The sequence below is a fragment of the Erwinia tracheiphila genome, assembly GCF_021365465.1.
Lineage (GTDB): Bacteria > Pseudomonadota > Gammaproteobacteria > Enterobacterales > Enterobacteriaceae > Erwinia > Erwinia tracheiphila.
The window spans coordinates 836,110-850,766 of the sequence record NZ_CP089932.1 but is presented as its reverse complement, the minus strand read 5'-3'; the positions used below and the strand labels follow the sequence as shown (position 1 = coordinate 850,766).

Here is a 14,657-nt window from a genome sequence, read left to right as displayed (position 1 = left end):
TCCCCTATTCTGAGCGCTCCCTTTGGGTACAGGAAAAACAGACGATGAAACGGACCAAAAAGATTAATCATGCTTCATTTCGTAAACACTGGCGCGCACGACATTTGACACCGGTCGCGCTGGCGGTGACGGCAGTTTTTATGCTGGCAGGTTGTGAGCAGTCAGACGAAACAGTCGCGTTATATCAGAACGCCGATGACTGTTCTCAGGCTAATCCGGGTAAAAGCGAGCAGTGTAAAACAACGTATAGCAGTGCAAAAAAAGAGGCCGATCGCACCGCACCTAAATTCGCCACGCGTGAAGACTGTATCGCAGAATTTGGTGAGGGCCAATGCCAGCAGACTCCCGCTCAGGCAGGCCTGGGCATGAACGATGCAGAATCTCAACAAGGTGGCAGTTTCTGGATGCCGTTGATGGCGGGCTATATGATGGGACGTTTGATGGGAGGCGGAGCTGGTTTTGCTCAACAACCGCTTTTTACCTCACGCGCACCCGGTAGTCCGGCAAACGGCAAATTTGTTGATGCCAGCGGTAAGAGCTTTGGCAATGCAACAACGGGCCGCACTATGAACGTACCTAAAACGGCGATGGTGCCTAAACCAGCGACCACCACAACCATTACTCGTGGCGGATTTGGCGAGAGCGTGGCGAAACAGTCGACGATGCAACGAAGCAATACCAGTGGTTCTGTTGGAGGTTAAGCAAGTATGAAACGTCTTCCCATCACCGAGCGGCCTGGCTGGCGTGAAAAGGCAACCGAGTTTGGTTTCCACTTCCACACGATGCATGATGAACCTTACTGGTGCGAAGATGCCTGGTATCAGTTCACGTTGGCTCAAATTGAAAAACTGGAGGACGTGACCAGCGAACTTCATCAAATGTGCCTCCAGGCCGTGGAGAGGGTTGTTGGCAGCGAGGAGCTGCTGGCTAAATTTCGTATCCCCAGACACACCTGGGATCTTGTGCATTCCTCATGGAAAAATCGTCAGCCATCGCTTTATTCGCGGCTGGATCTCGCCTGGGACGGGCAAACGAACATCAAGCTACTAGAGAATAATGCTGACACACCTACCTCATTATATGAAGCCGCATTCTTTCAATGGCTGTGGTTTGAAGATCAGCTAAATGCGGGCAATCTTCCCGCTGGCAGCGATCAGTTCAACAGCATCCAGGAAAAACTTATTGCACGTTTTGCAGAATTAAATCAGCAGCATGGCTTCAGCTGGCTGCATTTTGCCTGCAGCCGTGATAGCGATGAAGATCGCGGAACAGTGCAATATTTACAGGACTGCGCCACGGAAGCGGGCCTGCCGACAGAATTTCTGTATATCGATGAAATTGGCCTGGGTGAAAAAGGCCAGTTTACCGATACCCATGATCGGGTTATTGGCAATCTCTTTAAGCTGTATCCGTGGGAGTTTATGCTACGCGAAATGTTTTCCACAAAGCTGGAAGATGCGGGCGTACGCTGGCTGGAACCAGCGTGGAAAAGCATTCTCTCCAATAAAGCGCTTCTGCCCTTGCTGTGGAAAATGTTTCCTGAGCATCCCAATCTTCTCCCTGCCTATTTTGCTGAGGATAACGTCCCCGCGATGGATAAGTACGTGGTTAAGCCACTTTTTTCACGTGAAGGTGCGAATATCAGCATTGTAAACAATGGCCAGGAAATAGCGCGGACTGACGGTCCCTACGGCGAAGAAGGTATGATCGTACAGCAGTTCCACCCACTGCCTAAATTCGGCGACAGCTACACGTTAATCGGCAGCTGGCTCATAGATGACCAGCCTGCCGGAATAGGTCTCCGCGAAGATCGTGAACTGATTACTCAGGATCTTTCCCGCTTCTATCCGCATGCGTTTATCGGATAGTCGCCAGGGCGGTATGGATGCCGCCCCGACAGCATTTATCCAACCTGAACCGAAAGCATACTTAGTGAGGCCATCTCAAGGCCATCGACCGGAATGGACACTGCTTCACCAGGCAGACGCGCTCCCAGAACATAGAGCAGTGGCAGATAGTGCTCTGGTGTTGGGTTAGACAGTTCAGCCCCCTAGTGCTGCATAAAGTTGACCAACGGATGCTGATTTACCGGGCCTTCCCAACTGAGATTTTCCCGCACGTAGTCATTGAAAGACAGGGCCCATGCATAAGGTTCAGCGTTGCCCTGCCAGCGCGCCATACGCAGGTTGTGCACGACATTGCCACTTGCAACAATCATAATGCTCTTATCACGCAGAGCAGCAAGTTTACGGCCAAATTCAAAATGGACAGCAGGAGGCTGAGTTGCGTCAACACTAAGCTGTATCAGCGGAATATCGGCATCAGGATACATTTTTATCAGAACGCCCCACGAACCGTGATCGAATCCCCATTGCTGATCCAGATGAACGCTGACAGGAGACAAGACTTCTGCCACTTCGCGCGCCAATGCAGGCGAGCCGGGAGCAGGATAGTGGGTATCAAATAACGCCTGCGGGAACCCCCCAAAATCATGAATTGTGCACGGATTTTCCATCGCCGTGACGGCGGTTCCTTTGGTGTACCAGTGCGCAGACACAGCAATGATTGCTTTCGGACGCGGCAATGTCTCACCCAGTTTTCGCCAAGTATTAGTATAACTGTTTTCTTCCAACACATTCATCGGGCTGCCATGACCGAGGAAAAGTGCGGGCATACGTGTTTGACTCATCAACATTCTCCGGAATAAATTAGCTTTATAGCGGCTACATTACGCCTGATTCATAATCAATGAACCCGGATAAGCATGATGAAGATCTTCAGTAAATTTGAACGTTTTTTTAACAGGCGAAAGACAAATTCAGGCTTGAAGTTGACTGTCATTCTCGCCCGGAAATTTTCGTCTTATACAGATCACAGGGAAAGATACTACCTGAACACTTCGTCAATATTTTGGCTGACCAGCATCTATCAGATAAGCATGATTAATTATAACAACCAGATTAACATAAGATAATAATAATTAAAAGGCGTATATTACTATATATAACGCCAGCCAAATAAAACTATTAATGTTGTTTCGCAAGCATCTAATATAAATTCTAAAACATCCCTGTTTAGAAAGCAGAAAGCAGAAACTTTACATGGCGCTTAAGCAGGATGCCAAAAACATCTTACTTATAATAAGACCCTGTAAATAATTCTGTGTAACTGCCACCACGTCAAAGGTGAACGCTCAGGCGGTCACCGAACTCAATAATAAAGCGGCTCATCGCCAGCCGACAGTTCTGGACCGGCATACTCCATTTTTTCGATGCCGACTGGATTGCCAGGTAAATAACCTTTCGCACTGAGTCATCCGTCGGGAATACCTTGCGTTTCTTAATGGCGGCACGGATCACGCTGTTCAGCGACTCAATGGCATTCGTGGTGTAGATAGCTTTTCGGATGTCAGACGGATAGCCGAAGAACGTATTGAGGTTTTCCCCGTGCGCACGCCAGCTTTTGCTGATTTGTGGATATTTGTCATCCCATTCTTCGGCGAACGCATCCAGCGCCATCCGTGCGGCCGCTTCTGTTGGTGCCTGATAAACGGTTTTCAGCCCGCCCGTGACCGCTTTGTAGTCCTTCCACGCCACGTATTTCAGGCGGTTACGCACCATGTGGATGATGCACAGCTGGATGTGAGTCTGCGGATAGACGCTGTTTATCGCATCCGGGAAGCCCTTCAGGCCATCCACGCAGGCAATCAGGATGTCCTGAAGGCCGCGATTTTTAAGTTCCGTCAGCACGTTCAGCCAGAACTTTGCACCTTCATTTTCAGCCAGCCACATCCCCGGAAGCTCTTTCCGGCCTTCGGTATTGATGCCCGGAGCCAGGAACACCGCTTTGTTAATCACGCCGCCATTCTGACGAACCTTAACAACAATACAGTCCAGATAAACAATTGTATAGAGCGCATCCAGCTGGCGATTCTGCCATTCGGCGACCTGCTCTTTAACGGCATCCGTGACTTTTGATATCAGGGCCGGTGACACATCAGCATCGTACATCTCTTTGAACGTATCGACGATTTCCCGCGTGGTCATGCCTTTGGCATACAAGGATAAAATCTGTCTGTCCATCTGCGTGATACGCGTCTGATTCTTCTTAATCAGCAGAGGTTCAAAGGTATTTTCCCGGTCGCGCGGCGTGTTTAGCCCGATTTCACCGTCGTCGCACAGCAGCATTTTCGAAGAGTAGCCGTTGCGGGTATTGGTGCCGGTTTTAGGGGCATTTTTCTCATGCCCGAGGTGGTCAGTCAGTTCTGCATTGAGTGCCGTTTCAACGGTCAGCTTCGTGAGCATGCGGGAAAACTGATTAAGGCCGGCCTCAGTTTTGAGGCCTTTGGCCAGTTCAGCAGCAAGGGCCTTAAGTTTCTTCTCGTCCATAATTTGCCTGTCTCCATTGTTGGAGTGAACATATCAAAAACAGGCAATTACACAATTTTAATTACAGTCTCTATAATAACTCATCAAGATAAAAAACACAGACTTAGTCCAGTTTCACTAAAAGTGATTTCATTATTTCACATATATAACCTTATGATAAATTAGTTTATTTCTAACTGACGCATGCTTCTACGACCTTTAAAAATAAAGATTAATCTAAAAACCATCAACAAAACCCATCACTAAACACGAATTTAACTTGCAATAAAAATATTGTCATTTATTCCACGCAAAATAAAATTATAACGTAAAATACCACTTTCATAGAAAGCAGATTTAATTTTATCCCAACGGCTCTAAAAAATACGTTCTGGTCTATATTGTAATACTCATAACCAAAGACAGTAAGGCATGAGTAATGTTCCTATACACAGAACATGCTTTTAATAAGCAATAAAAAATTAGCATTCAAACTAAAAAAATTAGCTAAAAGTTAAATACAAGGATCGTCTTTATTCACAGAACGAGATATAAATAAAAATCACAAAAAACAACTACTCTATCAGCAGAAACCTGAAGAAAATCAGCACCCGGTATATTTTTGAAGAAAGTTAATTAAACTGAAACCGACATTACTTCGGTTTCAGTTGTCTATATCGTGGTCTAACTGGCCTGAGCGGTTTCGCGACTGCGGCGATAAGCAATCAGATCGTCAATGGTTACAACGGGCATATGATGCTGTCTGGCAAATACAACAACTTCAGGCGCACGCGCCATTGAACCATCATCGTTAGTCAGTTCACACAGCACGCCGACAGGTTTGAAACCAGCCAGTGAGACAAGATCGACAGTGGCCTCGGTGTGGCCACCCCGGATGAGCACTCCCCCATCCTGTGCACGCAAAGGAAAGACGTGGCCGGGACGATTAAGATCGCCAGGTCTGGCATCATCAGCAATCGCCGCACGAATAGTAGTGACTCGGTCATAAGCGGAGACGCCGGTGGTGACCCCCTTCGCAGCCTCGATAGTTACAGTAAACCCGGTTCCATAAACGCTGGTGTTATTATCAACCATCATTGGCAATTCCAGCTGGCGACGGCGATCTTCCGTCAGGCACAGACAAACAATGCCACTGCCATGACGAATAGTCAGAGCCATTTGTTCGACAGTGATAGTTTCGGCGGCGAAGATCATGTCTCCTTCGTTTTCACGATCTTCATCGTCCAACACCATCACCCCCAGACCATCACGCAATGCGGCTATGGCCCGTTCCACACGTTGTTCCGGCGTGCCAAATTCTGATAAAAGCGACTGATTCATGGTAATTAGACCTTGTAAAGTGTATGGGTTACCAGAATCAGGGCGAGCTTAGGAGTGTCATGCAGACAAAAAATAACGGCGAGGCGGACTAAACCGACTTTATTCGTTATTCTCTCCCATCCGGACTCTAACCGTCGGCCCCGGAATTACACCGGATCTGCTGACCTTCGGACCAGAAGGTCCGAAGCGCTCGCGGGCTTTCAGCAAAGCTGATTTACCGCCGGTGGGGAATTTCACCCCGCCCTGAGAATAAGCCTGTCCACTATAGCGCCGAAAAAAAGACAGGGCAACGAACAAAATGTGCGATATGTTAACCATGCTCTGGCTTTGCTGTTTTCAGATTTGTCCTTTGCAGTTATGGCATTACAATTAGAAAACCTTTGCTGCTACCAGGAAGCTGCCATGATAGACCCGAAAAAAATTGAACAACTTGCCCGTCAGGTGCATAACGCTATGCCAAAAGGGATACGCGAGTTGAGTGACGACGTTGAAAACAAAATTCGTCAGGCTTTGCAATCACAGTTATCACGACTGGATCTGGTGAATCGTGAAGAATTTGATGTGCAAGCACAGGTATTGCTGCGCACTCGCGAAAAACTGGCTGCCCTGGAACAGCGTCTCGCCGCACTGGAAAAAAGCGCTGCTGCCACCACTTCAGAAGAATAGCAGCCAGTAAACTATCCTTAACAAAAAGCTGCCTTCACAGAAGGTGGCCTTTTCAGTGGTTAACACAGGGCCTTAACGCGAAACCATTACCATTCGCCCTTTCTCACGTCTGCATAATCAATCCGCGTCGATAACCACATCCACAGGGCGTGGTTTTAATTTAAGCAATTAAATCCACGCCCTGTGCACTCATATTGTACCCGGAACCTAAAGGCGTTCTGCCAATCTTCACGTCTGTGCCATGAACTAAAGGTAATATCACGTCGATAAGAACGTTCTGTGGACGTGGTTTTAATTTGTTCATAAAGTGCGAAAGTTTTCGTCTTTTAATTTCCTGGTCAGCTTTTTGCTTTGATCACTTTGATGATATTCGTTGTTGAAATGCCATCTTCAAAATTCAGCACCCGAACCTCACCTCCGTTAGCCCACACTTCTTTACTCCCCGCGATATCTTCCGGCTTATAGTCTCCCCCTTTAACCAGCAGGTCTGGCAGGATATCCGCAATCAGCCGCTGTGGCGTATCTTCAGCAAAGGACACCACCCAGTCCACAGCTTCCAGCGCGCCCAACACAATCATTCTATTGACCAGCAGGTTAACCGGACGACTTTCGCCTTTTAGTCGTTTGGTGGACTCATCACTGTTTACCGCAACAATAAGTCGATCGCCCAGTTTACGGGCATTTGCCAGATAGGAAACATGTCCGGCATGCAGGATATCGAAACAGCCATTGGTCATAACCACTTTTTCGCCACGACGTCGTGCCAGCATCACAGCCTCTTTAAGCTGTTCTTCGTTCACCACGCCAAATCCTGATTCAGGTCGGGCACGGATAGCATTTTCCAGTTCAACTGGTGAAACTGTAGATGTCCCAAGCTTTCCAACCACCACACCCGCCGCCGCATTCGCCAGAAAACAACATTCTTCCAGCGAATTACCCGCCGCAAGTGCAGCGGCAAGAACGCTGATAACCGTATCACCGGCACCAGTCACATCGTAAACTTCCTGTGCCTGCGTGGGCAGATGGAATGGCTCTTTATCGGGTTGTAACAATGTCATGCCATTTTCTGAACGGGTAACAAGCAACGCAGAGAGATCGAACTGCTGCATCAGTTGGGTGCCACGCGCAACGAGGTCGGCATCATCCTTACACTTACCAACCACCGCCTCAAACTCAGACAAATTTGGCGTGAGAAGCGTTGCGCCACGATAGCGTTCAAAATCGGTTCCCTTTGGGTCGACCAGTACCGGTACCTTTGCTTCACGGGCAATACGAATGATATCTGACACGCTGGACAGCGCGCCTTTCGCATAGTCAGACAGTACTAATGCACCTGCCTGCGAAAGCGCCTGACGAATACGCTGATGCAGCGGGGCAACATCAACATCTTCGAAGCCCTCTTCAAAATCCAGGCGGATTAACTGTTGATTACGTGATAAAACTCGCAGCTTAGTAATGGTCGGATGGGTGGCTACCGCAACAAAATCACACTGAACATTCACGCCGCTGAGTGTTTCATTCAGCACCCGTGCCGCATCATCAACGCCAGTTAGCCCTACCAGATATGATCGTGCCCCCAATGAGGCGATATTCATCGCAACGTTAGCTGCACCACCGGGACGTTCTTCGACGTTATCTACTTTAACGACCGGAACAGGTGCCTCAGGAGAAATGCGGCTGGTCGGGCCGTGCCAGTAGCGATCCAGCATCACATCGCCCACCACAAGAACACCTGCACGGTTAAAATCGGGCAGCGTAATTTTCATTCCAGATACTCCTGACCAGTGTCAAAAAAGATTGCGCGCGATGATAGCACAAGCTGAGTGGTGCAAACATTTCCCCTTCATGGCTAAACAGGTGCTATATAAATCAAAGAGTTTCTGCTTTTTCATCCCCAAACCAGTGCTGCCAGCTGGCGTTTACCACAGATTTTTCCTCACTAAACCAGTCTGAAGGCACCTGACGTGCCTGTTCCTGAAGAGCAAGGCGGTGCGTTTCATCACGTAATGTGACCCAGGCCTGTGTCAGCGCCTGTGCCTCATTTTTATCGATTCGGCCGCTTTCAGCCATTAGCGCCAGAATACGCACGTTATCAGACCAGCAGGTCAGTCCCGGTTCCTGCCGGGCATAGCGTAAGACCAGATATTGCGTAATGAATTCAATATCAGTAATACCCCCGCGATCGGCCTTAATGTCCCAGCGATCTTTGTGCTTGCTGCTGAAATGAGTTCGCATTTTCTGCCTCATCTCCCGAACTGACTTTTTTAACGCCTGCTCGTCGCGCGGCAGACACAAGATGGCACGACGAATTTGATCAAATTTTTGGCCCTGAACCTTATCACCAAAGACGATACGCGCACGCACCAGCGCCTGATGTTCCCATGTCCAGGCCTCATTTCGTTGGTAATCTTCGAAAGCCTCGAACGTGCTGACCAACATTCCAGCGGCACCGGAAGGGCGAAGGCGGGCATCAACGTCATAAAGAATGCCAGACGAGGTCCGCGTACTAAACAGGTGCATCACACGTTGAGCCAGCCGAAGATAGAACTGTCTGCCATCAATGCTGCGTTCACCTGCCGTCATGGCGTCAGCGGGACAGTCATGTAAAAACACCAGATCGAGGTCAGAGCTGTAGCTCAATTCCCAGCCACCCAATTTACCGTAACCAATCACCGCAAAGCCACTCGCCCGATCGTCCTCAAGGTGAACGGGGCGCCCATAGCGTTGAATCATCATCTGCCAGGCCTGCTGCACAACCTGTTCGATCATCGCTTCAGCCAACCATGTCAGGTGATCGCTCACTTTCATTACCGACAATGTTCCCGCTATGTCCGCTGCAGCAATACGCAGGTGCTGCGACTGCTTAAATTGTCGCAGTGCCTCCAGCTGCTGTTCTTCATCGCCTTCAGGAATACGCAGCAAATACTGTCGCAACTCATCACCATAAGCATCTGTCGCCGTCGGCTGATACAGGGTTGCGGGATCGAGTAATTCATCGAGTAATAAAGGGTGTCGTGCCATTTGGCTGGCAACCATTGGCGAAGCTGCACATAAACGAATCAGATGCTTTAACGCACCGTGATATTCAGTTAACAGCTCCAGATACGTTGTACGCGTGACAATACCCAGCAACAGTGGTGTCAGTCGGTTCAGAATGATATCCGCGTTTTCGCATGACCAAATTTCACACAGCAGGCGAGGCATCAGCTGATCCAGCGCATGGCGACCTCGTGGGCCAATCGTGCGTTTATCAACATCATGGTGGAACGCGGTTACAACCTGAAGTAAGCGTTTACGTACTTCCATGTTTAACGCTGGTGTTAGTGAGGCCAGCTCCGATTCATCCATGTGGTCGTGCCACAATGCCGCAAATTCACTGTTAGCCTGGTTCTCAATGGTATCCGGGCTGTCATCACCAATTAACTCGTTAAAAATAACGCGAACAGCCATCGTATGTTGCTGCAACTGCTGATGCAGTTCGTCCCATGACGATAAAGCCATTGCCCAGGCCAGGCGCTCACGGTTCAGGGCGTCAGTCGGCAGCGCCTGAGTTTGTTCATCGTTAATGCTTTGTATCAGATTTTCCAACCGCCGCAGAAAAAGCCAGGCCTCGGTGAGCCGGAAAACCTGCTCAGGAGAGAGCAGGCCCAGTTCTTCAATCGCCTGTAAAGCAGTCAAAAGTGAGCGCTGTTGCAGACTGCGCTCACGCCCCCCCCGGATAAGCTGGAAAACCTGCACGATAAACTCGATTTCACGAATGCCGCCCGCACCCAGCTTGATATTATCAATAAGGCCACGTCGCCTGACTTCGCGTGCGATCATACCTTTCATATTACGTAACGACTGGATCACACTGAAATCAATGTAGCGGCGATAAACAAACGGACGCAACATCTGCTGCAACTCCTGACTCCAGCGATCGTCCGTATTGCCCATTAATCGTGCTTTCACCATCGCATAACGTTCCCAGTCGCGTCCCTGCTCCTGGTAATAGTCTTCCAGTGCGGCGAAACTCAACACCAAAGGACCGCTATCACCGAAAGGCCGCAGGCGCATATCTACGCGATAAACAAAACCATCAACAGTGGGCTGATCGAGGACTTTAATCAGACGTTGTCCCAGACGGGTAAAAAATTGCGCGTTATCCAGCTCACGACGCCCTCCACGGGTCACGCCGTTTTCAGGCCAGGTGAAAATCAGGTCGATATCAGACGAAAAATTCAGCTCACCGCCGCCCAGCTTACCCATGCCAAGGATAAGGAGCGGCTGTGCTTCACCCGCGGCATTAACCGGCGTGCCAAACTCCCGACAGCATGCCTGCCATAACCAGTCTTTTGCGGCGACAATCAGTGTCTCAGCCAGCACGCTCAGTTGCTGTAACGATGCCTCCGTGCTGCTGGTAGCCAGTGTTTGCATCCACGCAATACGGGTCAGCATATGACGACGAAATAACCGCAGCTGACGCATAAACTCATGTTCATCACCGACCAGTGTCAGTTGCGCATCCAGCCACGCGGCATAATGCTGCCATTCATCCGCCTCCGGCGGGTTTTCCCGTAGTAAACTCAACCACTCTGGATGTCGGTTCAGGTTCTCGCTGATAAAATCACTGAAAGCCAGTACGGCCTCTTCAATAGTGTTGAGCGGCGCTGACCCAGTGGAAAAAAGCAAAACCTGCGCTGATAACAATGCAGGCAGTGTTGGTGAAGGTGATGGCAACATACAAGCCCCCTGAAGTCGTGGTTTTAACCTGCAGCTTGTTAAAGACAGGTTCAAATATTTCCGTTCCTCCAGAAGACGGATTGTCTGATAACCTGACGGCATTGACTTTCCAGCAAGTTGTGCTGACCAGATTCAATGGCCTGAGCCAACTGCTGCCAGTTATCAATCCAGATAGCGACGGCATCACTGTCATATGCACCTGCCAGTAAATGTGCGGCCAGCAGCTGACGGTGCAAACGGGTTAGCTTGTCCTGATATTCATTGAGCTGCTGAACCTGTGCAAAGGTTTCCTTTAGATCGGCAGAGACGCGGCCCAGCATAATGTCGCTGAAGCGCTTGAACGACCCCTGTAAGCGGGCATCTGCTTTAGCATCAATAAAACTACGCCAGCGTTCGGAGACCAGCCAGTAAGTAAGCGCTAACTGAGCTTTCAGACTAAGCGAGCTGTAACACAGCGCCTCCGCTGATAAGTTTTTCTCCTGAAACTGCTGTTCTAACGTTGATAATAGCTGACGAAGCTCACCACTGGCCTTGCGTGGCACCAGTGAGCCAAACAGTGAAAAAGCCTGACGTATCGTTTCAAGTGCCCGTTGAATTTCAACCCGCGCAGCCGGATTACCGCGGAGCCAAAGTTCCTCATGGTACTGCCACTGGTTGAGGCCCAGTATAAAAGCAGCACACATACCTTGCTCAACCGTGGTTTTTAGCTCTGTTTTCATTATCGGGACGGGCCGCAGCTCACGCGGAGGGTTACCTTTTGCCAGTGCATAGCCTCTTGCCGCCTTACTCAGGCTCCCCAGCCTCAACCCGCCCATCGCGGTCAACTCACTTGCAAAAGCAAGCAATTCATCTCGTTGGCCATTTTTAAGCTCAAGTTCGATCTCATTAATCGTTTCACTCAGCTCTCCCGCCTTGACATCCCCCCTGTCAAAAGCAACTTCGATCTCGCTACTCAGGTAAGTAACCACCCACTTTTCACGAACAAAGTGGGTGCTGAACAAGGGCTTTAGCTTCTGCTGAAGCGCAACTAAATCGCAGCCTTTCGGCCAGATTTCCGGGGGAAATTGGGTGATATCCAGCTCGTGTTTATTTAGCATTACGTTATATTCAGGCCGCTGATGCAGGCCACCGACTGCTTGCCCCGCTGTTTTCAACGTCATTTCATACCTGTCGCCAAAACCGCGGATACGCAATCCCATATCCCCTTTACGCAGCTGACCATCAGCCGTTTCGTAATAGATATTGGTTAGCTTTTGTCCCTCACTGTGCTGATGCGGCCATTTAAGCAGCAGTTCAGGGAGTTTTTGAGCGCCCTCAGGTGTCACAATGAACTTTAATTCAATTTCGATGGTCATATTTTTCTATCAATTGGTTACCGGCACAGTAATTACGTTATCACGTGAAGAGTAATGCAGAAATGCTCTGGCTGTCCTGACTTTCACAGCACTTTGCGTGGTGTTTTGCCGCAAACGGAGACCAGGACTGTTCTCATTCAGGTTTGTGCGTACCAACTCCAGACTGTACCATTAACTTTTCTTCAGAACTCACGTAAAAGACATCGAATGAAAAAAACGCATCTTCTTGGCCTCACTTTTCTGACTTTCAGCGTTGCCGCATCTGTCCATGCCGAAGAAAAACGCTATATTTCTGACGAACTTTCAACCTGGGTGCGCAGCGGCCCTGGCGACACTTATCGTCTGGTTGGCACTCTTAATGCAGGTGAAGAGGTAACGTTATTGCAAACTGACGACAGCAGCCACTATGCACAAATCCGTGATGCAAATGGCCGAACCACCTGGATCCCCCAGACGCAGTTAAGCCAGCAGCCGAGTATTCGCACCCGCGTACCTCAGCTGGAGCAGCAGGTTAAAGATCTCACCGATAAGATGGCCAACATCGACACCAGATGGAACCAGCGTACCGCTGAAATGCAAAAAAAAGTGGCGGGCAGTGACAGCGCCATTAACAGCCTCAAAAACGAGAATCAGAAGCTGAAAAATGAGCTGATTGTGGCGCAGAAAAAAGTCAGCGCGGCCAATGTTCAGCTGGATGACAAACAACGCACCATTATTATGCAGTGGTTTATGTACGGAGGCGGTGTGGCTGGAGTCGGTCTGTTATTAGGTCTGTTTTTACCTCATATGATTCCAAGTCGTAAAAAGAAAGACCGCTGGATGAATTGAGTTCTGCGTTTTTATCCCGAACAGACATTTCTCGCGCTGCGTCCGACCTCTTACCGCTCTGGCAACAATGTAACTGCCTTAACACTTCGCGTATGATGTCTTCACTAACCAGCCAGGAGTACAGTAGTGAAGATTTATCTTGTTGGAGGCGCTGTACGCGATGCCCTGTTGAATTTGCCAGTTAAAGATAAAGACTGGATGGTAGTTGGCTCATCACCGCAGGAAATGCTTGACTTGGGGTATCAACAAGTGGGGCGGGATTTCCCGGTGTTCTTACACCCCCGGACACAGCAAGAATATGCACTGGCCCGTACTGAACGCAAGAATGGTATTGGCTACACCGGCTTTGTCTGCTATTCCGCTCCCGATGTGACTCTTGAGCAGGATTTACAACGCCGTGACCTGACTATTAATGCTATTGCTCAGGATCAGCAAGGCCAATATTACGATCCTTATGGTGGGCGTCATGATTTAACACGGCGTCAGTTAAGGCATGTCTCACCAGCCTTTGACGAAGATCCCCTTCGCGTACTACGCGTAGCCCGTTTTGCAGCGCGCTTCGCTCACCTTGGCTTTACCATTGCGGATGAAACGCTGGCATTAATGCGTGCTATGACGAAAGGGGGAGAACTAAATGCGTTAGCGCCTGAACGGGTGTGGAAGGAGACAGAAAAGGCACTGGAAAGCCAACATCCTGACGTTTATTTTCAGGTACTGCGCGATTGTGGTGCGTTAGCGGTACTTTTCCCGGAGCTGGATAATCTTTATGGTGTCCCGGCCCCCGCAAAATGGCATCCTGAAATTGATACTGGTGTGCATACGCTGATGACCCTGGTGATAGCTGCACGGCTAAGTGATGACGTCGCCATCCGCTTCGCCACCCTTTTCCATGATGTCGGCAAAGCACTTACACCTCAGGAAAAATGGCCCAGTCATCATGGTCATGGGCTGGCAGGCGTCCCGCTGGTGGAAAAAGTGTGTCAACGGCTGCGTGTTCCTAACGCGTTGCGGGATTTAGCGCTGCTTGTTACTGAGTTTCATGATGTCATTCATGTTATTGAGCGGCAAAGTCCTGAGACGCTTATCAGGCTGTTTGACCGTATTGATGCCTGGCGAAAGCCGCACCGGGTTGAACAAATGGCCCTGACCAGCGAGGCTGATGCCCGTGGACGTAGCGGATTCGAGCATAATGCGTATCCACAGGGGAACTACCTGCGCGAAGCTTTTGCGCTGGTTCAGGCTATTCCCACGAAAGATGTCGTTGCCGAAGGGTTTAAAGGCGTGGATGTGCGCAAAGAATTAACCCGAAGGCGCATTGTGGCGCTGGGGCAGTGGCAAAACAGTCATCCTTTATTGATAAAGCCGGACTGAACGTCCG

Annotated in this window: 10 protein-coding genes, 1 pseudogene and 1 riboswitch; of the genes and pseudogenes, 5 read left to right on the top strand and 6 right to left on the bottom strand. The window is 49.5% G+C overall.

The window, feature by feature from the left end:
* Positions 1 to 44: 44 nt before the first annotated feature.
* Entirely contained in the window at positions 45 to 701 is a 657-nt protein-coding gene (locus LU633_RS04340) for a DUF1190 family protein (RefSeq protein ID WP_016190458.1), read from the top strand.
* A gap of 6 nt (positions 702 to 707) precedes the next feature.
* Positions 708 to 1,868, top strand: a complete 1,161-nt coding sequence (locus LU633_RS04335) for a glutathionylspermidine synthase family protein (RefSeq protein WP_016190459.1) — start codon at positions 708 to 710, stop codon at positions 1,866 to 1,868.
* 35 nt (positions 1,869 to 1,903) lie between these two features.
* Here the strand turns inward: LU633_RS04335 and ygiD are convergent.
* The 3 genes and pseudogenes from ygiD to ribB form a co-directional block, all read right to left on the bottom strand.
* Positions 1,904 to 2,689, bottom strand: a pseudogene (gene ygiD / locus LU633_RS04330) (4,5-DOPA-extradiol-dioxygenase).
* Positions 2,690 to 3,179: 490 nt separating this feature from the next.
* On the bottom strand, positions 3,180 to 4,388 hold the full coding sequence (locus LU633_RS04325) for an IS256 family transposase (RefSeq protein ID WP_046372200.1): 1,209 nt from the start codon (positions 4,386 to 4,388) through the stop codon (positions 3,180 to 3,182).
* 663 nt (positions 4,389 to 5,051) lie between these two features.
* Entirely contained in the window at positions 5,052 to 5,708 is a 657-nt protein-coding gene (ribB, locus tag LU633_RS04320) for a 3,4-dihydroxy-2-butanone-4-phosphate synthase (RefSeq protein ID WP_016190462.1), read from the bottom strand.
* 104 nt (positions 5,709 to 5,812) lie between these two features.
* A riboswitch (FMN riboswitch) is annotated at positions 5,813 to 5,963 on the bottom strand.
* A 147-nt stretch (positions 5,964 to 6,110) separates the two neighbouring features.
* On the opposite strand from ribB, the gene ubiK reads away from it, so the two are divergent.
* Positions 6,111 to 6,374: a ubiquinone biosynthesis accessory factor UbiK gene (gene ubiK, locus LU633_RS04315; protein ID WP_016190464.1), complete on the top strand. Its 264-nt coding sequence runs from the start codon at positions 6,111 to 6,113 to the stop codon at positions 6,372 to 6,374.
* 338 nt (positions 6,375 to 6,712) lie between these two features.
* Here ubiK and hldE read toward each other — a convergent pair whose 3' ends face one another.
* From hldE to LU633_RS04300, 3 genes are all read right to left on the bottom strand, one after another.
* On the bottom strand, positions 6,713 to 8,140 hold the full coding sequence (gene hldE / locus LU633_RS04310) for a bifunctional D-glycero-beta-D-manno-heptose-7-phosphate kinase/D-glycero-beta-D-manno-heptose 1-phosphate adenylyltransferase HldE (protein WP_016190465.1): 1,428 nt from the start codon (positions 8,138 to 8,140) through the stop codon (positions 6,713 to 6,715).
* A gap of 103 nt (positions 8,141 to 8,243) precedes the next feature.
* Positions 8,244 to 11,096 (bottom strand): bifunctional [glutamate--ammonia ligase]-adenylyl-L-tyrosine phosphorylase/[glutamate--ammonia-ligase] adenylyltransferase, encoded by a 2,853-nt coding sequence (gene glnE, locus LU633_RS04305; protein ID WP_016190466.1) that lies wholly within the window; start codon positions 11,094 to 11,096, stop codon positions 8,244 to 8,246.
* Between the two features lie 50 nt (positions 11,097 to 11,146).
* Complete coding sequence (locus LU633_RS04300; RefSeq protein WP_016190467.1) at positions 11,147 to 12,451, bottom strand: CYTH domain-containing protein; 1,305 nt, start codon at positions 12,449 to 12,451, stop codon at positions 11,147 to 11,149.
* Between the two features lie 207 nt (positions 12,452 to 12,658).
* On the opposite strand from LU633_RS04300, the gene LU633_RS04295 reads away from it, so the two are divergent.
* Positions 12,659 to 13,279, top strand: coding sequence for a TIGR04211 family SH3 domain-containing protein (locus LU633_RS04295; RefSeq protein ID WP_016190468.1), 621 nt, complete (start codon positions 12,659 to 12,661; stop codon positions 13,277 to 13,279).
* 126 nt (positions 13,280 to 13,405) lie between these two features.
* Positions 13,406 to 14,650, top strand: a complete 1,245-nt coding sequence (locus LU633_RS04290) for a multifunctional CCA addition/repair protein (RefSeq protein ID WP_016190469.1) — start codon at positions 13,406 to 13,408, stop codon at positions 14,648 to 14,650.
* The last annotated feature ends 7 nt before the right edge of the window (positions 14,651 to 14,657 follow it).